Here is a 19,030-nt window from a genome sequence, read left to right as displayed (position 1 = left end):
TTCTTGCCATCACTGCTCGTCGGCTTAGTCAATCAGTCCGTCGGCGCGGAACATCGACTTGATGCCGCGCAGGGCTTGGCGAGAACGATCGATATTTTCGATTAAGGCAAAGCGCACATAATCATCACCATAATCACCAAAGCCAACACCGGGCGAGACACTGATCTTGGCTTCGGCGAGGAGTTTTTTCGAGAACTCCAGCGAGCCTAAATGCGCATAGGCTTCAGGGATTTTCGCCCAGATGTACATAGAGGCTTTCGGGTTCTCGACCATCCAGCCGATTTCATGCAGGCCTTTAACCATAACATTGCGGCGCTGACGGTATTTCTCCGCTATATCCAGCACGCATTGTTGATCACCTTCCAAAGCGGCAATGGCAGCCACTTGTAGAGGGGTGAAGGTGCCATAGTCGTGATAGCTTTTGATCCGCGCCAGTGCACTGACCAACTCTTGATTACCGACCATAAAGCCAATGCGCCAACCGGCCATGTTGTAGCTTTTCGATAAAGTGAAGAATTCAACGGCAACATCACGGGCACCTTCCACCTGCATAATCGAGGGCGCTTTCCAGCCGTCATAGACAATGTCTGCGTAAGCTAAGTCGTGAATAACAATGATGTTGTGTTCGCGAGCCAGCGCCACTACACGCTCAAAGAAGTCCAATTCAACGCACTGCGCAGTTGGGTTGGAAGGGAAACCAAGGATCATCATTTTCGGCTTAGGAATCGACTCGCGAATGGCTTTTTCTAATTCAACAAAGAAGTCCACGCCAGGAATGAGTGGCACGGAACGTACTTGTGCGCCGGCAATCACCGCACCATAAATATGAATTGGATAGCTAGGATTAGGCACCAAAACCATATCGCCTTGATCCAAGGTCGCCAGCATCAGATGCGCGAGGCCTTCTTTCGAGCCAATGGTAACGATGGCTTCAGTTTCTGGATCAAGATCCACTTCGTAGCGTTTTTTGTACCAGTTGGTAATCGCCCGACGCAGGCGTGGAATGCCACGAGAGGTTGAATAGCCATGCGTGTCTTCACGCTGTGCGACTTGTACCAGCTTTTCGACAATATGTGGCGGCGTCGCACCATCGGGATTGCCCATGCTGAAATCAATAATATCTTCACCACGACGGCGTGCTGCCATCTTTAGCTCAGCAGTGATATTGAAAACATACGGGGGTAAACGATCGATGCGCGAAAAGCGCCGTGGTGGACGGGTGTCAGTCATGTGAACCTCAAAACGTAAGCGCCCAGAACCGTCTGAGCGACGCTGACTCATGCGTGAGTCAAGCGCATAAAACTACGCCTGACTCAGATGAAGTTCAAGTAGAGGCTGTACAAATTTACTTAAAGCGATGGCCTAGTGCGGCAACCACCAGTAATAACACTGCTAAAACGGCAAATGCTGCACTGAGTGAACTGTAATGGGCGACTGCACCCATCATTGCCGGTCCTGCTAGTACGCCAGCAAAACCAATGGTGGTGGCAGCAGTAATGGCTAAGTGGGTCGGCATATGGGTTTGTTTGCTAAGGCTTGAGATCAACACCGGCGACACGTTGGCGCAGCCTAAACCACACAGCGCAAAGCCCACCAAACCAAGTCCCCAGTGCGTGCTGAGAATACTCAGTGTAACTCCCGCAGCAGCCAGCAGGCCACCGCCGACAATCACCCGTACGCGCCCGAGCAGTTGAACTAAACCATCTCCGATAAAACGTCCTGTGGCGACCATCGCTGAGAAGCAGGCATAGCCAAGACCGGCTTGAGCGGTTGCGATATGCTTGTCATCAATCAGATATAACGCACTCCAATCGAGCATCACGCCTTCGGCCAGATACACAATAAAACACATTAATCCGACCAGCAGAATCCAGCCATTAGGCCAAATAAATGCATCTTTACTACTCAGGGTGCGCTCGTTTAAATAGCCCCGTACGGCAAATACACTGAGTAACAGTACAGTGCTGAGCAGCGTTAAGGTGCTGAACATGGGCGATAGGCCGAGGGTTAACAGGGTAATCATCAGTAATGAGCCGGCAATGGTGCCCAAGCTAAACATGCCGTGAAAGTTGGACATCATGCTGCGATTTGCGCGATTCTCAACACTCAAGCCTTGAATGTTAAGAATGACATCCAGCACGCCCATACTGCCACCGAAGGTAAACAGCGCAGCCCCTAGCAGCCAAAGTGATGATGCCGTTGCCATAGTCAATAGAGCAGCCAATAACAGCAGGGTAACCATAAACAGGCAGCTGCGAATGCTAAAGCGGTTGGTCAGCATTGCCGATAACGGCATGCAGGTCAGTGAGCCAACGCCAATACAGAGCAGCATCAGGCCAAACGTGGCATCGCTCATTGGGATGCTCAGGCGTACATAAGGAACCAGCGGAGCCCAGACAGCGAGGCATAATCCAGCGATAAAGAAGCCAACGCGGCTGGCGAGGATGGCCAATAGCAGTGAATCGTCATGATTTTTTATAGACAACATCGGTATTCAACTCTTCAAGAAAATAATGGTTTTTTTAGAAGAGTGCACTCACCATAAATGCAGGATGCCGTGATCGAAGCTGCAGAAGAACCAGGCATGTTTTAGGGCGTGATGGCGTTGCATAGTATTGAGGGATCCGTGAAGCCAGTTCTAGAAAAGGCAGGAAATGCGCTAAGAGAATCTAAATCTGCGTAAGGCAACGTGGTATATTACGCGCAAATAACTGTTTTGTGATGTGTCTTATGAAGTTTGTTCACCAGCGTGAGTATTTAAAAGAAGGCGATACTGTCATTATTCAATGCTCGCAAACCTGCAATATTCGTCTTATGAGTGACCCTAATTTCCGCAGTTTTAAAAATGGCGGTCGTCATACCTATCATGGCGGTGCGTTTGATCGTTTTCCGGCAAAAATTATCGTGCCAAGTACCGGTTACTGGAATATCACTCTGGATACGGTGACGAGTCGCGCGATCAGTGTGACGCGCAAGCCTACTTTTACCCATAAAATTAAAATCGTTCGTAAAAAAGAAGCACCGCAAGCAAGATACCAAGAAGACTAGTCTGTGCTGCGCTGGTCTGTTTTAGCCCAGCGCTGTATCGAGAAACATCATCACCGCAAAGCCTATCATCAAGCCTGTTGTTGCAGCGCCTTGGTAACCATTGCGGTGGGTTTCTGGAATCACTTCGTGACATACCACAAAGATCATGGCGCCGGCGGCTAAGCCCATACTCATGGGATAGGCCCAAGCTAAACTACTGGACATGGCAAAGCCTAAAATAGCACCTACAGGCTCTAACATGCCTGTCGCTGCACCAATCAAAAAAGCTTTACTTGGGCTCAAGCCTACACTGCGTAGTGCTAAGGCAACGGCAAAGCCTTCGGGTACGTCTTGAATGGCAATGGCGATGGTGAGTGGTAAGCCAATTTTGAAATCACCATGGGTGAAAGAAATGCCGATGGCCATGCCTTCTGGCAAGTTATGCAAAGCGATGGCAAAAATAAACAGCCATATCCCACTAAGGCGTTGGCACTCAGGTCCACACAGTGTTTCACTGGCTTGCTGATGTGGAGTGAAGTAATCAAGCCCGAGCATCATCAAAGTGCCAAGACCAAGTCCAAAGACGACAATGGCGGCGGCGATTGTGCGCTGTCCGAACAGTTCTTCTGCGGCTTCAATTCCGGGCAGAATCAATGAAAAAGCGCTGGCCGCCAGCATCATGCCGGCGGCAAAGCCCAGCAGCGCATCTTGGATGCGCACACTGATGCTGCGAGTGAAAAAGATCAGCGCAGCACCTAGAGCAGTGGCGATAAATCCCGCCATACCTCCGCTGAGTGCGTAATGAAAGTTTTCAAGATGCATGCCTTGATAGGCGGTGATTAGCAGTAAGAGCAGAATCAGCACTAAGCAGCCGGCAAAGCTCAGGGTGAGCCAAGGCTTGTTACGTGCTTGCGCGCGCCATGCATTTATCAGTTCTTGATGAGCTTTATCGCTGCTTCGCATATCTGCCGTCTCCCAAACAGAGCTTGAGTGTACGCCATGCGCTGGCTGTATTGATATTATGCGTAGCCTATGTCGCGCTGTGTAAGCAAAAGCAAAAGCCACAATCAAAAGCATCGAGCAGGTTATACGCATGCCGTACCGCGCTGGTGCTGTTCTTCCCTCAACGAGACATCCTGTCTCGATTCGGGCGCTTCGCCGTCCCTGGCTCGCTCGACACATCACTAGCGCGGTACTCATTTGAACAAAGGTGCTGCTGGTTAGTCTGTCGCACGACGCAAAGGCTAAAAGCATGAGGGTGAGAGAGATTCAGTATCTTTGCTTTTGCTTTAGTGACTTGTGCGTGTCAGAGCCAACACTGCAGGTGCTCAACGAGTGCTTCGAGGAAGGTGTGGTGAGTGAGCCATGGATGGCGAGCGCCGGAGTTGAACCCTGGATGGATTCATCGACGGATGAACACTTTCCTCGAAGTACGCCAGTCGCGGAAAGAGATATACATTTGGTTTTAGACGTGTGCTGTTTTGCTTTAGTGACTTGTGCGCGTCATAGCCAACACTGCAGATGATCAACGAGTGCTTCGAGGAGGGTGTGGTGAGTGAGCCATGGATGGCGAGCGCCGGAGTTGAACCCTGGATGGGTTCATCGACGGATGAACACTTTCCTCGGAGTACGGCAGGCGCACTTTTTCCAAACACAGCAGGAAAGTCTATTCAAGCGCTGTGTGTGATCACTGTCGCGGGCATGGCCCGCTCGTACAGGAGCTAGAACGCATGGCCCGCTCGTACAAGAGCTAGAGCGCATGGCACGCTCGTACAAGAGCTAGAACGCATGGCCCGCTAGTACAAACAAAAATGCCCCGCACGAGGCGGGGCATTTGGTCTTGCAAGCGACGCTAAATTACACTGCTAATACAGGAATCGTTGCTTTCGCAGCGGCTTCTTTGTAAGAGGCAATTTGGTCGAAGCTGAGGTAGCGATATACATCTGCAGCCATGCTGTCGATGTCTTTCGCGTACGCCATGTACTCTTCAACAGTTGGCAACTTACCAATGATTGAGGCAACAGCCGCAAGCTCAGCAGAGGCCAAGAATACGTCAGTGTTGTCACCTAAACGGTTCGGGAAGTTACGTGTTGAAGTGGAAACGACAGTCGCGCCAGTCTCAACACGTGCTTGGTTACCCATGCACAATGAGCAGCCTGGCATTTCCATGCGCGCGCCAGCTTTGTTGTAAATATCGTAGTAACCTTCTTCGGTCAACTGGTACTGATCCATACGCGTTGGTGGTGCTAACCACAGACGTGTTGGCATTTTAGTGTCAACTTTCTGTAGTAATTTACCTGCCGCACGGAAGTGACCAATGTTGGTCATGCACGAACCGATGAATACTTCATCAATCTTACGGCCTTGAACGTCAGACAGTAAACGAGCATCGTCTGGGTCGTTTGGTGCGCAAAGAATTGGCTCTTTGATATCAGCAAGATCGATTTCGATCACTGTTGAGTATTCAGCGTTTGCGTCAGCTGCTAACAACTGAGGATTCGCTAACCATGCTTCCATCGCTTGTGCGCGACGCTCAATGGTACGCGTATCGCCGTAACCTTCGCCGATCATCCAACGCAACATAGTAATGTTGGATTTCAAGTACTCAGCAATTACGTCTTCTGGCAGCTTAATGGTGCAACCTGCAGCAGAACGCTCAGCTGATGCGTCAGATAATTCAAACGCTTGCTCAACGGTTAAGTCGTTTAGACCTTCGATTTCAAGAATACGGCCAGAGAAAATGTTCTTCTTGCCTTTCTTCTCAACGGTCAGGTGACCTTCTTGGATCGCATAGTAAGGAATCGCATGAACAAGGTCACGCAACGTGATGCCAGGGTTCATTTTACCTTTGAAGCGAACCAGTACTGATTCAGGCATATCCAATGGCATTACGCCAGTGGCTGCGGCGAACGCAACTAGACCAGAACCTGCTGGGAAAGAAATACCCATTGGGAAACGGGTGTGTGAGTCACCACCAGTACCAACGGTGTCAGGCAGCAACATACGGTTCAACCAGCTGTGGATGATACCGTCGCCTGGACGCAGTGAAACACCACCGCGGTTCATGATGAAGTCAGGCAATGTGTGATGCGTGATTTCGTCAATTGGTTTAGGGTATGCAGCTGTGTGGCAGAAAGATTGCATGACTAGGTCTGCAGAGAAACCTAGGCAAGCTAAGTCTTTCAACTCGTCACGGGTCATAGGGCCAGTGGTGTCTTGCGAACCAACGGTGGTCATTTTCGGTTCACAGTAAGTGCCAGGACGTACGCCTTGACCTTCTGCTAAACCGCAAGCGCGACCGACCATTTTCTGCGCTAAGGTGAAACCTTTGCCGCTATCAGCTGGTGCAACAGGCTTTTTGAACAAATCTGCTGGGCCTAAGCCAAGTTCTGCACGTGCTTTGTCAGTCAAACCACGACCAATGATCAATGGAATACGGCCGCCGGCGCGTACTTCATCAAGCAGAACGTCAGTTTTCAGTTCAAAAGTCGTTACCAGTTCATCAGAACCGTGACGACGTACTTCACCTTTGTATGGGTAAACGTCAATCACGTCGCCCATGTTCAGGTTAGTGCAATCAAATTCGATTGGCAGTGCGCCGGCATCTTCCATCGTGTTGTAGAAGATTGGAGCAATTTTAGTACCGAAGCAGAAACCACCTGCGCGCTTGTTAGGTACGTTCGGGATATCGTCACCGAAGAACCACAGCACAGAGTTGGTCGCTGATTTACGTGAAGAACCGGTACCAACAACGTCACCAACGTAAGCAACTGGGAAGCCTTGAGCTTTCAGTGCTTCCATTTGCTTGATTGGGCCAACTGAACCTGGAACGTCTGGGTTAATACCATCACGTGCCATTTTCAGCATCGCTAATGCGTGCAAAGGAATGTCAGGACGTGACCATGCATCAGGCGCAGGTGACAGGTCATCAGTGTTGGTTTCGCCAGTGACTTTGAACACGCTTAAGGTGATTTTTTCTTCTAGTGCTGGGCGTGCTTTGAACCACTCGCCGTCAGCCCATGATTGCATTACAGCTTTAGCATTGGCATTGCCGGCTTTAGCTTTTTCAGCAACGTCATGGAATGCATCAAACATCAGCAGAGTGTGCTTCAGTTCAGCAGCGGCTAAACCAGATAACTCAGCGTCGTCTAATAGAGCAACCAATGTTTCGATGTTGTAGCCACCTTGCATGGTGCCCAACAACTTAACAGCGTGTGCTTTATCAATCAGCGGTGAAGTGGTTTCACCTTTAGCGACTGCAGTTAAGAAACCCGCTTTTACATAAGCGGCTTCGTCAACACCGGCAGGAACGCGATCAGTGATCAGTTCCAGCAGGAAAGCTTCTTCACCAGCAGGTGGATTAATCAGTAGCTCAACCAAACCTGAGGTTTGTTCGCTAGTGAGTGGCTGAGGGACAATGCCCTGTTCAGCGCGTTCTGCTACGTGTTTGCGGTAGGCTTCAAGCACAGTATTTTATCCTCATCATTGGCCCCCAAACAGGGAAGGGGCGCTTATCCAGAAGCTGTTTTCAAAGTATTACAGACGCGCGTAATCAGAATGAGCCCGAATTTATCAGTACAAATGCTACTACAACGCTAAAAAGATAACGCTCTACGCTTTGAAAACAGCTTCAACGTTGGACGTGATCGCCTAAAATGGCGCGCTTATTCTAAGCTACACGCGTCATAAAGTTAAGGGGCATTCATGGTTTTGCATAGGGAAATGCATGTTAGACCTTGGGCTAACATGGTTTTGCAGCACTTTATTACGCTTGGCTAGTGGCGCATCTGGGTTAAAAGCAGCCGTTTAAAAAAGCTTTCAAACGGCTGCTGGGTCGTTTTAGCTATGCAAATTTAACTCTAGCGCTCGAGTTGAGTTTCTAAATGCACCATCACGTCTTGTGGCTTAAGTACTAAAACATCAGTTTCAACAGCGTCGAGTACCACTTCAGCGGTATTGCCGATCAGTGCACCGGATAAACCTGTGCGAGCAACAGTACCAATAACAGTGACCACCGCGTCCAACTCTTTCGCCATTTGCGGAATTAGAACATCTGCAGGGCCTTCTTTGATGTGCATTTGCTCATCATCCAGCTCAAACTCTTTAACGAATGTTGCACACTGCTCGCGGTAGCGCGCTTCAATGGTTTCACGCAGTTGGAAGGTTGGGTCAGAAGCTGACAGCATTGGCGATGGGTGTGCAGTCAGGACATGCAAGGTTGCTTTAGCAATGGATGCTACTTCAAAAGCATTGCTAATTAAGCTTGCGTGCAGGGCTTTATGTTCTGCACTGCTGTTACCTACGTCGACTGCAGCAAGGATAGTGCCTTCGGTCCAAGGGCGGTTGGTTTTAGCAATCAACACTGGGCAAGGGCAGTAGCGTAGCAGTTTCCAGTCATCGGGCGTCAGTAACGCGCGTTTAAGCGGGTTTTCTGGGAAGTGCTGTTTAATCACCAGGCCACAGCTTTCGGCTTGTTGTGCTTGAATAATGGTTTCATGAAAAGACTCATGCCAAGCTTGCTGAGTGGTCACTTCATAGCCATCTTCTTTAAGTGCTTGCGCTGTGTCGGCAAGATACTTAGCGTGCTCGCCACGCTTATCGCAGACTAACAAATGTAGGCGTGACTGAGTCACTCCAGCAATCAGCTTGGCGCGCTTTAATGCCAGCTCTTCAGGTTGGCTCGGGGTCATCACAACTAAGATGGTACGAATAGCTTGCATGTGTATCTCCTGCGCGATTTTAGAATATAGAGATGATCTGTAACTATCATGCCAGCTCTATCCTGCGCTGGGTATTGATATCTATCAACGCGGAAGGCTGGTTGTTCTGTGGGCGCACCGTATAATGGTGCGCATTCTTTATCTTTGTCAGTACATGTCTATGTTAATACCTGAAATTGAAGCTTTTTTACAGTGTCAAACACCACAGAGTTGGATTGATTGTGCGCTGGATCACCCAGAAGAGTTGTTACTCGATCATGCTAACTGTGAAAAGAAGGCAGCGGGTACTGCACTGACGCTGATGTTCCGTTATCCAGAGCGTGAAGAGCTGCTGCAGCACTTGTCACGCTTAGCGCGCGAAGAGTTGCGTCATTTTGAGCAAGTCACGGCCATCATGAAAAAGCGTGGCATGCGTTATCGGCAAATCACCGCTTCTAGCTATGCGCAGCGTTTGCATAAGCATGCGGCCAAACAAGAGCCGGAAAAGCTGATTGATAGTTTGATTATTTTAGCTTTTATTGAGGCGCGTTCCTGCGAGCGTTTTTATCGCTTGGCACCGTTTTTAGATGAAGAACTTGGACGGTTTTATACATCGCTGCTTAAGTCAGAGTCACGCCATTTTGAAGGGTATTTACGCATGGCGCAGCTGTACGCTAAACAACCCATTGATCAGCGCGTGGCGTTTTTTGCAGAAGTTGAGCGCGAGGCGATTCTCACCGAAGACGAAGTATTTAGATTTCACAGTGGTGTGCCGAAGCAGGCGACTGAGACAGCGCAGGCTTAACAGTCCGCAGTAGTATCACTGAAAGGCAGTGCTAGCAGCTTGAGTTGTGAGGCGCTGGCTTCGATATACCAGCCTTGTGTATCCCAGTCACCGAGAACAATACGCTGTTTTTCATTGCCCAGGTCGTGCACTGCAGGGCGGTGGGTATGCCCGTGAATGAGTGTGCGCACTTTGTGTAGAGCCATCACACGCGCCACTTCTTCAGGATTTACATCGGTAATGTCGCTGGCTTTCATTCGTGTACTGGCTTTGCTTTTTTGTCGTAGATCGCCTGCTAGGCGCTGACGCGTACGCAAAGGTAAGTTGCGCAAGATAAGTAAAATCAAAGGGTTGCGCAGGACTCTTCGTAAACGAATGTAACTTTTATCGCTGGTGCAGAGACTGTCGCCGTGCGTCAGTAGCACCGATTCACCCGCTAGTTTGATAAGGCTAGGGTCTGCTAATAACTGACAATCGGCCAACTTGCAAAAATCATTGCCGATTAAGAAATCACGGTTACCGTGCATTAAATAAATTTGCGTACCGCTGGCTGCGACAGCGCTGAGCGCTTGCGCAATTGAGCGTTGAAACGGGCTGATCGCATCGTCGCCAATCCACACTTCAAAGAAGTCACCTAAAATATAAAGTGCTTGTGCGTGCTTGGCGTGCTGCTGCAGAAACGCAAGGAACGCGCCGGTGATATCCGGGCGCTCCTCATGTAAATGCAAATCAGAAATCAGCAGAATCACTCGACGATCTCTGCTTTTTCGATGATTACATCATCGCGTGGTACGTCTTGGTGACCGCCTTTGCTGGTGGTCGCAACGCTTTTAATGGCGTCAACTACATCCATGCCTTCAACTACTTCACCGAAAACGGTGTAACCCCAACCCTGAGTGGTTGGTGCGCTGTGATCAAGGAAGTCATTGTCTTTGACGTTGATGAAAAACTGCGCTGAAGCTGAATGTGGCTCCATGGTACGCGCCATCGCGATGGTGCCAAGCTTGTTAGACAAGCCGTTGTTGGCTTCGTTTTTAATCGTCTCGCGGGTGCTTTTTTGTTTCATGTTGCTGTCAAAACCACCACCTTGGATCATAAAGTTGCTGATCACACGGTGAAAAATGGTGTTGTCGTAGTGACCGTCTTTAACATACTGAATAAAGTTGGCAACGGTTTCTGGCGCTTTGTCAGCAAACAGATTTAAGGTAATCACGCCGTGATTAGTGTGTAATTTAATCATTGAGTTGATCCATAGAAGCTAAAAAGTCATAGACCTGTCAGTGAGCTGGCAGGTTCGGGTATGATAAGCACTTTATTTGAGCCAGCCTACCCATAATAGGCAGTAATGAGTATTTAAGAGCCCATGAGCACGTCTGATTCTTCCGTTAATGTCGCCGCGAACTTCCTTCGTCCTATTCTTGAAGCCGATTTACAGTCAGGCAAGCACAGCAGTATTGTTACGCGCTTTCCACCTGAACCTAACGGTTACTTGCATATTGGCCACGCTAAATCGATCTGTCTAAACTTTGGTTTAGCCAAAGAATTAGGCGGTGTCTGCCACTTGCGCTTTGATGACACCAATCCTGCTAAAGAAGAGCAAGAGTACATCGATGCGATTAAGTCGGATGTGAACTGGCTTGGTTTTCAATGGGATGGCGAAGTGCGTTACGCCTCAGATTACTTTGAGCAGTTGTACGCTTGGGCGGTGTATTTAGTAGAGCAGGGCAAAGCTTATGTCTGCGACTTATCACCTGAGCAAGCGCGCGAATACCGTGGCAGCTTGACTGAGTCTGGTAAAAACAGCCCGTTTCGTGAGCGCAGTGTCAGCGAGAACTTAGACTTGCTAACCCGTATGCGTGCTGGCGAGTTCCCCGATGGTACCCGTGCGCTGCGTGCAAAAATCGATATGGCGTCGCCGAATATGAATTTGCGCGATCCGATTTTGTACCGTATTCGTCACGCCCATCATCACCAAACCGGTGACACATGGTGCATCTATCCAAGTTACGACTTCACGCACGGCCAGTCCGATGCGATTGAGAAGATTACTCACTCAATTTGCACCTTAGAGTTTGAAGATCACCGTCCATTGTATGAGTGGTTTTTAGAGCAGTTACCGGTGCCGGCCAAGCCGCGTCAGTACGAGTTTGCTCGTTTAAATCTTAATTACACAGTGACCAGCAAGCGCAAGCTCAAGCAGCTTGTCGATGAAAATCACGTCACCGGTTGGGATGATCCACGCATGTCGACCATCAGTGGTTTCCGTCGTCGTGGTTATACCGCTGCCTCGATTCGCAACTTCTGCGACATGATTGGGGTGAACCGTGCCGGTGGTGTTGTCGACTTAGGCATGCTGGAATTTTGTATTCGTGAAGATTTAGATACCAATGCCTCACGCGCCATGTGCGTACTTAAGCCAATTAAAGTGGTGATCAGCAATTATCCAGCAGATCAAGCGCTCACGCTGCAACTGCCACGTCACCCCAAGCGTGATATTGGTGTGCGTGAATTACCGTTCGAGCGTGAAATCTACATTGACGCCAGCGATTACGAAGAAAATCCACCGAAAGGCTATAAGCGTTTAGTGCCCGGTGGTGAAGTACGTTTGCGCGGCAGCTATGTGATTCGTGCCGACGAAGCGATTCGCGATGCCGATGGTAATGTGATTGAACTGCGTTGCTCGTACGACCCAGAAACCTTGGGCAAAAACCCAGAAGGCCGTAAAGTTAAAGGTGTGATTCACTGGGTACCCGCTGCGCAAAGCGTTGAATGCGAAGTGCGTTTGTACGACCGCTTATTTAGCACGCCCAACCCTGATAAAGGCGATGACGGTGAAGCCAGCGAATCTTTCCTTGATAACGTCAATCCAGAGTCGTTGGTGGTATTGAAAGGCTGCCGCGCCGAGCCATCCTTACTGCAAGCGCAAGTGGGCGACAGTTTCCAATTCGAGCGTGAAGGCTACTTCTGCCTCGACAGCCGTGACAGCAAGCCGGATGCATTGGTATTTAACCGTACTGTGACTTTGCGTGATTCGTGGGGGCAAGCATGAGTTTAACGATTTATAACACCCTGACTAAACGTAAAGAGCCGCTGCAGCCGTTAGAAGGCAAGCATGTGCGCATGTATGTCTGCGGCATGACGGTGTATGACTACTGCCATATTGGTCATGCACGAGTAATGGTGGCTTTTGATGTGGTGACGCGCTGGTTGCGTCACCGTGGCTACGAAGTCACTTATGTGCGCAATATTACCGACATTGACGACAAGATCATTCGCCGTGCGCAAGAAAACAACGAGCCATTTGAGCAGTTAGTTGAGCGCATGGTTGCAGCCATGCATGAAGATGAAGCACGTTTAAATGTACTGCGTCCTGATCAGGAGCCACGTGCTACCGGTCATATTGATGGCATGTTCAAAATGATCCAAACCTTGATTGATAAAGGTTTTGCTTATCCTGCTGCCAATGGTGATGTGTACTACCGCGTGGCTAAGTTTGTTGGTTACGGCAAATTATCGCGACGCAATATCAGTGATTTAAAAATTGGTGCACGCATCGAAGTTGATGAAGCCAAAGAAGATCCTTTAGATTTTGTCCTTTGGAAAGCGGCTAAACCTGGCGAGCCAAGCTGGCAGTCGCCATGGGGCGCAGGCCGTCCGGGCTGGCACATTGAATGTTCAGTGATGTCGACCTGCTGCTTAGGCGACAGCTTTGACATCCATGGTGGCGGTCCAGACTTGGTCTTTCCGCATCATGAAAATGAAATCGCGCAAAGCGAAGCTGCGACCGGCAAGCAATACGCCACCACTTGGATGCATGCTGGTGCGGTGCGTGTCGATGGCGAGAAGATGTCCAAATCCTTGGGTAACTTCTTCACCATTCGTGATGTGCTAGAAAAATATCATCCAGAAGTGGTGCGCTATCTTTTAGTGTCCAGTCATTACCGCAGCGCGATTAACTATTCTGAAGATAACTTGCGCGAAGCCAAATCAGCACTCGAGCGTTTTTACCTGACGTTAAAAGGTCTGGAGATCGTTCCAGCAGTTGGTGGTGAAGTCTTTGTTGAGCGCTTTACCAAGGCGATGGACGATGACTTTAATGCACCTGAAGCCTGCTCAGTGCTGTTTGAGATGGCTCGTGAAGTGAACCGCCTTGACAAGCAAGATCATGCTGCAGCTGCAGGCTTAGCTGCGCGGATGAAAGAGCTTGCAGCGGTGCTGGGTATTTTACAGCTCGAGCCGAATGACTTCTTACAAGCTGGTGCAGAAAAACGCATGGATGCCGCACAGGTTGAAGCATTGATCACCGCACGTTTGGCCGCGCGTCAAAATAAAGAATGGGCTGAATCTGATCGTATTCGTGACCAACTGACGGCTTTGGGCATCGTTTTAGAAGATGGCAAAGACGGCACAGGTTGGCGTTTTGCTGATCAATAAATGCTGCGTTGATGTTGCGCGAGATCTATACTGTCGTGCAGCATCAACAGACTTATTGTGTATTTAAATGAAAAGATTGGAGAGCACTATGCAGCATTTTTTTAATACCTCCGTACGCTGCATGCTAAGCACAATGCTGATGGCTGGGTGCTTGAGTCTTTCACATTCAGTTGTGGCAGCAGACGCTGATGATTACGATGACAGCTGGGAAGCGTTTGGCGAGAATGAAGACCCCTGGGAAAATGCCAACCGTGCAATTTTCCGTTTCAATGATGCTGTCGATCGTTGGGCTCTAAAACCTATAGCCAAGGGTTATCAGAAAATCACTCCCGATGTTGTCGAAGACGGTATTCATAACGTTTTTCGTAACGTTGGTGAGGTGAAAAATCTGGCTAATAATGTGCTGCAATTGAAGCTGCATGATGCCGGTGTTGATACCGCTCGCTTTATGTTTAACAGCACTTTCGGCGTCTTGGGCTTTTTTGATGTTGCGACAAAAATGGGCCTGCAGCGTAACGATGAAGACTTTGGTCAGACCTTGGGTTCTTGGGGTGTGAAAAGCGGTCCTTATGTGGTCTTACCGTTGTTTGGTCCCAGCACAGTCCGCGATACGTTTGCTATGTATCCAGACAGTTATGTCAGCGCTTATCGTTATGTTAATGATGTTCCCGTGCGTAACAGCGTATTTGCTTTAAATGTTGTCGATACGCGGGCAAAGCTATTATCAGCTGAGCGGTTAATCAGCGGTGACAAGTACCGTTTCATTCGTAATGCCTATTTGCAGAACCGTGAGTTCAGAGTGATGGATGGCAATGTGGTGGATGATTTTTAAATAACAGCTTTTACTGCATAGAGATAATGGCTAAACCAATGGATATACGGCCATTATCGAGTTTTTCTAGACGCTGTATTTCTGTATCCGCTTGCAGGCCAGTGAGTTCTGGGTGTGAAGAGGGAATCAAAACACGAATTGATTGGCCTTGGCTGAGAGGCAAAGAAGCATCTGTTTCAATTTGCATGCCTGTACTGGAAAGATCGATACAGACTGCATCGAATGTTTCACCTTCGTATTCAAATGTTATTGCGGTTTCAACGCGCATGCGGATAAAGTCACGCTTTTCGTTGTAGTAGTTCATGTTGTTGCTCCGGTTGCTTTACCCATTCTGACGCAGATATAAAAGCATCTTATTCCGCGCCTGCTGTAAACACAGTGCTTAACATCACTGATACTGCTTTAAATGTAAAGTAAGCGATTTAACTATGACTGAATAGTGTGAGACCTTCGGTGGTTTTTATTTTAAATCGGTCTAACAGGGCTGCGCATCAGAAGAAATTACTCTAAATGCTAATTCGATAAAGCCGTTTTTAACAGGCATGGTGGAACTCGAGCCTATAACACCCTACGCTTGTAAGATGCAGCAGTGACAGACACCTCTTGAATGAGGGTAACGATGAGAGTACCTTTTGCGCCTAGACACTCTTTACGATTTATAAGTAATGCATTCAACTTCGCAACAGACCAGTCCAATGACTGCCTCTGAGGAGCTGCTTTTTTTGCAAAAACAGCACACTTTACTGCTTGAAGACCAGCGTGCTGGTCAGCAGCTGCAACAACTCATACGACCAAGCACACCCTGGGAAACACAAGGCATCACATTTGAGCATTGTGTGGTTCCGGCGTTGTATTTAACCGGTGACTCGCTGGACTACTTTGTCCTGCCCGATGGCCGTCTGTTCTTATACTTGGCAGATGTGTCTGGACACGGCACGGCATCCGCGCTGATCAGCATGTTGGTTAAAAATACTGTGCGTGAGTTTATCTTCGGAGCACATGCCGTTCACGCAGATCGCTCACTGACGCCGGCCACAGTCCTGAGCTATCTTAACCAGCGTTTGCTCATCTATAACGCAGACCGACATGTGACGCTGATCTGCGCCATTGTCGATACCGATCAGAATATGCTGCACTGGAGTGTCGCAGGGCACCTGCCTTCGCCAGTGCTATACAGTGCGGGGCGTGCCGATTTTTTGCGTGGTAAAGGTCAGCCGGTCGGGCTGTTTGAACATTCCACTTACAGCTGTGAGCAGATGCCTTTACCTGCGGCTTTCAGCTTAAGTTTATTTTCTGATGGTGTCTTAGAAGTGCTGCCAGAAAAGTATCTGATTACCCGTGAAGCGGCTTTACCAAAACTAATCACTGCGGCGCATGGCGAGTACGCCGGTATCGTTGAACGCCTAGGACTAGCTAACTGTAGCAATATGCCCGATGATATCGCCATGCTGGTGCTGAGCAGGAATCTTGCATGAGTGATGGTAAAATTCAGTTTGCTGAATACAACGAAACCTTTGTTTTAAAGTGTGTGGGGGATGTGCGCTTAACCTTTTGTTCTGCGCTCAATGAAACCATAGAGAAAATTCTGAAAACCAATTCTTTTAAGTCAATTGTGATTGATTTAACCGAGGTGATCAGTATCGATAGCACCACTTTAGGCTTGTTGGCTAAGTTATCGATTTTGTCTAAACGCAAATTTGGCATGCTGCCGACTTTGGCCAGCACCAACCCAGACGTCAGTCGTGTGCTTGACTCGATGGGCTTTAACCAAGTGTTTAATCTGGTACACACGCCTGCACCGTGCCCTGAATGTTTGGATGACTTGCCAGAGCAGGATCAATCAGAAGCGGTGGTCAAAGAGCGCGTGTTAGAAGCACACCAGATTCTGATGAGTCTAAATGAATCCAATCGTGATGCTTTTCGTGACTTGGTCAGCGCTTTAGAAAGTAGCACTACGTAACTTTACTGTTGGGAGCGCGGGCCGCCGGCCCGCAACAATCCTAGTGCTTAACGAAACAGTTTCTCTAACTTCTCTTGGTCGCGCGCAAAAGCACGAATGCCTTCAGCAAGCTTTTCGTTGGCCATCGCATCTTCGTTATGCGCCCAGCGGAAGCTCTGCTCATCCACAAAAGCACGGCCTTCACTTTGCCCGTTGCTTTGCAGTTTACGCTCCAGTGGCGCACTCTCATTGCTCAATTGCTCCAGCAGTTCAGGGCTGATTGTTAGACGATCACAGCCTGCTAGTTGCTCAATTTGGCCGAGGTTACGAAAACTCGCACCCATCACAATGGTCTGATAATCGTTGCCTTTGTAATAACGGTAAATCCGCGATACCGACTGCACACCAGGATCTTCAATGCCTACGTATTCACGGTCGAGTGCTTTTTTGTACCAGTCATAAATACGGCCAACGAAAGGGGAAATCAAAAACACCCCCGCATCGGCGCAAGCGGCTGCTTGGGCAAAGGAAAATAATAGAGTGAGGTTGGTCTGAATATTAAGCTTTTCCAAACGACGTGCTGCTTGAATGCCTTCCCAGGTCGAGGCGATTTTAATCAACACCCGCTGGCGATCAACACCTTGTTGTTCATAGCGATCAATTAAGCGCAATGCGTACTCATAAGTGGCTTGCTCATCAAAGGATAAGCGTGCGTCCACTTCGGTAGAGATACGACCAGGAATCAAGGATAAAATTTCAGTGCCGACAGCAACCGCAAATTGCTCACAGGCTGCTTGCGGGTTGCCAGAAAAATCTTGCTGAATCTGCGCCATCATCCGTGCATAGCGAGGAAAAGTGGCCGCTTTTAACAGCAATGATGGGTTGGTCGTGGCATCGACTGGCTGCAAACGTGCGATGGCATCTAAATCACCGGTATCCGCAACCACTGTGGTGTAACGTTTTAATTGTTCTAGTTTTGACGTCATAGTATGAACTGCGATCTGGGGCTAAAAAAGAGTGCACAGAACATAACTGAGCACTGCTGCGGATGCAATAATTTCTATGCGCTTAACGACCTTCGAGACCCGCCACAGCTTGATCATAAATGCGCATGGGTTCATCTGTTTTGTAAATGTCTGCTGATAACAGCTGGCGAAAACGTCGAGCGCCGGTGAAACCCTGTGCTAAACCGAGAATATGTCGAGTGATGTGGGTTGCCTTGCCGCCCTGCGCGATATGCGCCACGAGGTAAGGGCGTAACTGCTGCAGAATCTCGGTACGGGTAATCTCGCGCGGCGCATCGCCAAACAGTTGATGATCAACCTCACTGAGCAACCAAGGGTTGTGGTAAGCCTCACGACCAATCATCACGCCGTCAAAGATTTGTAACTGCTCTGTGCATTGCTCAAGGGTTTTGATGCCGCCATTGAGGATGATTTCCAAATCTGGAAAGTCAGTTTTAAGCTGCGCGGCAATGTCATAGCGCAGCGGTGGAATATCGCGGTTTTCTTTCGGTGACAAGCCTTCCAAAATGGCAATCCGCGCATGCACAGTAAAACTTGTGCAACCGGCGTCACGTACCGTACCGACAAAATCGCACAGCTTGGCATAGCTGTCACGGCCATTGATGCCAATGCGGTGCTTGACCGTGACCGGAATATCTACGCCATCCTGCATCTGCTTGACGCAATCAGCGACCAACTGCGGATGCGCCATTAAGCAGGCACCGATCATGTTGTTCTGCACGCGATCGCTCGGACAGCCAACATTGAGATTCACCTCATCGAAACCTGCCGCAGCCGCCATCTTTGTGCAAGCAGCTAAATCTGCAGGATTACTGCCACCTAGCTGCAACGCTATGGGGTGCTCAGACTGGTCATGGCGCAAAAATCGCGCACTCTCGCCATACAATATTGCACCGGTGGTTACCATCTCGGTATAGAGCAACGCACGCTTAGAAATCAGCCGCAAAAAGTAGCGGCAGTGGTGGTCAGTCCAGTCCATCATCGGGGCAACGGAGAAGCGCCTAGACACCGTACCCAGCGGGTTTGCTGGGTTTAAGCATGATTCTGTGGTGTTTTCTGTGTGTTCGTTATTGTCTGTTATTGGCTGTTTTTGTACGTTTTGAGCGGCTCGGTGTAACATTTTGACCCCGTAAAATTAAATGTGACACTGCGGTTGTGAGCATAAAATTAATGGTTATTATCGCATAGAAGACACTACCTTCATCGAGTATCGATAAGCGCTTATATTCACTTAATTGGTCAGTCGCAGGTCGCTAATGACGACAGGCAGGGAGGTGGCTGAATTAGATC

General features: G+C 49.0%; 17 protein-coding genes. 7 read left to right on the top strand and 10 right to left on the bottom strand.

Annotated elements, in window-relative coordinates; translation table 11 throughout:
• Positions 1–24: 24 nt before the first annotated feature.
• Both alaC and H591_RS0110045 read right to left on the bottom strand, forming a co-directional pair.
• On the bottom strand, positions 25–1,230 hold the full coding sequence (gene alaC / locus H591_RS0110050; protein WP_028244341.1) for an alanine transaminase: 1,206 nt from the start codon (positions 1,228–1,230) through the stop codon (positions 25–27).
• Between the two features lie 115 nt (positions 1,231–1,345).
• Positions 1,346–2,488 carry an MFS transporter gene (locus H591_RS0110045; RefSeq protein WP_022966824.1) on the bottom strand — a complete coding sequence of 381 codons (1,143 nt, stop codon included), beginning with the start codon at positions 2,486–2,488 and terminating at the stop codon, positions 1,346–1,348.
• 242 nt (positions 2,489–2,730) lie between these two features.
• Here H591_RS0110045 and H591_RS0110040 point away from each other — a divergent pair, with 242 nt between their 5' ends.
• The gene (locus H591_RS0110040) at positions 2,731–3,048 is read left to right on the top strand and encodes a DUF1883 domain-containing protein (protein ID WP_022966823.1); all 318 of its coding nucleotides are present in this window, start codon (positions 2,731–2,733) and stop codon (positions 3,046–3,048) included.
• Between the two features lie 21 nt (positions 3,049–3,069).
• Here the strand turns inward: H591_RS0110040 and H591_RS0110035 are convergent, their stop codons facing one another.
• The 3 genes from H591_RS0110035 to H591_RS0110025 form a co-directional block, all read right to left on the bottom strand.
• Positions 3,070–3,990 (bottom strand): ZIP family metal transporter, encoded by a 921-nt coding sequence (locus H591_RS0110035; RefSeq protein WP_022966822.1) that lies wholly within the window; start codon positions 3,988–3,990, stop codon positions 3,070–3,072.
• A gap of 894 nt (positions 3,991–4,884) precedes the next feature.
• On the bottom strand, positions 4,885–7,494 hold the full coding sequence (gene acnB / locus H591_RS0110030; RefSeq protein ID WP_022966821.1) for a bifunctional aconitate hydratase 2/2-methylisocitrate dehydratase: 2,610 nt from the start codon (positions 7,492–7,494) through the stop codon (positions 4,885–4,887).
• Between the two features lie 392 nt (positions 7,495–7,886).
• A complete protein-coding gene (locus tag H591_RS0110025; protein ID WP_022966820.1) occupies positions 7,887–8,747 on the bottom strand; it encodes a universal stress protein in 861 nt (286 codons plus the stop codon).
• Between the two features lie 154 nt (positions 8,748–8,901).
• Between H591_RS0110025 and miaE the strand changes: the two genes are divergently transcribed.
• Complete coding sequence (miaE, locus tag H591_RS0110020; RefSeq protein WP_028244340.1) at positions 8,902–9,531, top strand: tRNA-(ms[2]io[6]A)-hydroxylase; 630 nt, start codon at positions 8,902–8,904, stop codon at positions 9,529–9,531.
• On the opposite strand, the gene H591_RS15220 is transcribed toward miaE, so the two are convergent.
• Complete coding sequence (locus H591_RS15220; RefSeq protein ID WP_022966818.1) at positions 9,528–10,259, bottom strand: UDP-2,3-diacylglucosamine diphosphatase; 732 nt, start codon at positions 10,257–10,259, stop codon at positions 9,528–9,530. The genes miaE and H591_RS15220 overlap by 4 nt on opposite strands.
• Positions 10,256–10,750: a peptidylprolyl isomerase gene (locus tag H591_RS0110010; protein ID WP_022966817.1), complete on the bottom strand. Its 495-nt coding sequence runs from the start codon at positions 10,748–10,750 to the stop codon at positions 10,256–10,258. The genes H591_RS15220 and H591_RS0110010 overlap by 4 nt, the downstream gene beginning before the upstream one ends.
• A 123-nt stretch (positions 10,751–10,873) precedes the next feature.
• Between H591_RS0110010 and H591_RS0110005 the strand changes: the two genes are divergently transcribed.
• The 3 genes from H591_RS0110005 to H591_RS0109995 all read left to right on the top strand — a co-directional run bounded on the left by H591_RS0110005 (position 10,874) and on the right by H591_RS0109995 (position 14,776).
• Entirely contained in the window at positions 10,874–12,559 is a 1,686-nt protein-coding gene (locus H591_RS0110005; protein WP_022966816.1) for a glutamine--tRNA ligase/YqeY domain fusion protein, read from the top strand.
• Complete coding sequence (gene cysS / locus H591_RS0110000; RefSeq protein WP_022966815.1) at positions 12,556–13,944, top strand: cysteine--tRNA ligase; 1,389 nt, start codon at positions 12,556–12,558, stop codon at positions 13,942–13,944. The genes H591_RS0110005 and cysS overlap by 4 nt, the downstream gene beginning before the upstream one ends.
• An 88-nt stretch (positions 13,945–14,032) precedes the next feature.
• A complete protein-coding gene (locus tag H591_RS0109995; protein ID WP_022966814.1) occupies positions 14,033–14,776 on the top strand; it encodes an MlaA family lipoprotein in 744 nt (247 codons plus the stop codon).
• Between the two features lie 10 nt (positions 14,777–14,786).
• Here H591_RS0109995 and H591_RS0109990 read toward each other — a convergent pair whose 3' ends face one another.
• The gene (locus H591_RS0109990; RefSeq protein ID WP_022966813.1) at positions 14,787–15,080 is read right to left on the bottom strand and encodes a PilZ domain-containing protein; all 294 of its coding nucleotides are present in this window, start codon (positions 15,078–15,080) and stop codon (positions 14,787–14,789) included.
• Positions 15,081–15,498: 418 nt separating this feature from the next.
• Between H591_RS0109990 and H591_RS15215 the strand changes: the two genes are divergently transcribed.
• Both H591_RS15215 and rssC read left to right on the top strand, forming a co-directional pair.
• Positions 15,499–16,251 carry a PP2C family protein-serine/threonine phosphatase gene (locus tag H591_RS15215; RefSeq protein ID WP_169337557.1) on the top strand — a complete coding sequence of 251 codons (753 nt, stop codon included), beginning with the start codon at positions 15,499–15,501 and terminating at the stop codon, positions 16,249–16,251.
• Entirely contained in the window at positions 16,248–16,736 is a 489-nt protein-coding gene (gene rssC / locus H591_RS0109980; protein WP_022966811.1) for an anti-sigma factor antagonist RssC, read from the top strand. The genes H591_RS15215 and rssC overlap by 4 nt, the downstream gene beginning before the upstream one ends.
• A gap of 47 nt (positions 16,737–16,783) precedes the next feature.
• Here the strand turns inward: rssC and tal are convergent, their stop codons facing one another.
• Positions 16,784–17,701: a transaldolase gene (gene tal / locus H591_RS0109975; RefSeq protein WP_022966810.1), complete on the bottom strand. Its 918-nt coding sequence runs from the start codon at positions 17,699–17,701 to the stop codon at positions 16,784–16,786.
• An 82-nt stretch (positions 17,702–17,783) separates the two neighbouring features.
• On the bottom strand, positions 17,784–18,860 hold the full coding sequence (gene dusA / locus H591_RS0109970; protein WP_022966809.1) for a tRNA dihydrouridine(20/20a) synthase DusA: 1,077 nt from the start codon (positions 18,858–18,860) through the stop codon (positions 17,784–17,786).
• Between the last annotated feature and the right edge of the window lie 170 nt (positions 18,861–19,030).

It is taken from the genome of Denitrificimonas caeni DSM 24390, from assembly GCF_000421765.1.
Lineage (GTDB): Bacteria > Pseudomonadota > Gammaproteobacteria > Pseudomonadales > Pseudomonadaceae > Denitrificimonas > Denitrificimonas caeni.
Note: the sequence above shows the minus strand (reverse complement) of the source record. Positions and strands in the feature narration are given on the sequence as shown.

Bases quoted from the DNA above. Each gene is read 5' to 3' on its own strand.
- H591_RS0110035 (WP_022966822.1), bottom strand. From the start codon at position 3,990: ATGCGAAGCAGCGATAAAGCTCATCAAGAACTGATAAATGCATGGCGC.
- alaC (WP_028244341.1), bottom strand. From the start codon at position 1,230: ATGACTGACACCCGTCCACCACGGCGCTTTTCGCGCATCGATCGTTTA.
- H591_RS0110005 (WP_022966816.1), top strand. From the start codon at position 10,874: ATGAGCACGTCTGATTCTTCCGTTAATGTCGCCGCGAACTTCCTTCGT.
- tal (WP_022966810.1), bottom strand. From the start codon at position 17,701: ATGACGTCAAAACTAGAACAATTAAAACGTTACACCACAGTGGTTGCG.
- H591_RS0110010 (WP_022966817.1), bottom strand. From the start codon at position 10,750: ATGATTAAATTACACACTAATCACGGCGTGATTACCTTAAATCTGTTT.
- dusA (WP_022966809.1), bottom strand. From the start codon at position 18,860: ATGTTACACCGAGCCGCTCAAAACGTACAAAAACAGCCAATAACAGAC.
- cysS (WP_022966815.1), top strand. From the start codon at position 12,556: ATGAGTTTAACGATTTATAACACCCTGACTAAACGTAAAGAGCCGCTG.
- H591_RS0109995 (WP_022966814.1), top strand. From the start codon at position 14,033: ATGCAGCATTTTTTTAATACCTCCGTACGCTGCATGCTAAGCACAATG.
- H591_RS0109990 (WP_022966813.1), bottom strand. From the start codon at position 15,080: ATGAACTACTACAACGAAAAGCGTGACTTTATCCGCATGCGCGTTGAA.
- miaE (WP_028244340.1), top strand. From the start codon at position 8,902: ATGTCTATGTTAATACCTGAAATTGAAGCTTTTTTACAGTGTCAAACA.
- H591_RS0110040 (WP_022966823.1), top strand. From the start codon at position 2,731: ATGAAGTTTGTTCACCAGCGTGAGTATTTAAAAGAAGGCGATACTGTC.
- H591_RS0110025 (WP_022966820.1), bottom strand. From the start codon at position 8,747: ATGCAAGCTATTCGTACCATCTTAGTTGTGATGACCCCGAGCCAACCT.
- rssC (WP_022966811.1), top strand. From the start codon at position 16,248: ATGAGTGATGGTAAAATTCAGTTTGCTGAATACAACGAAACCTTTGTT.
- H591_RS0110045 (WP_022966824.1), bottom strand. From the start codon at position 2,488: ATGTTGTCTATAAAAAATCATGACGATTCACTGCTATTGGCCATCCTC.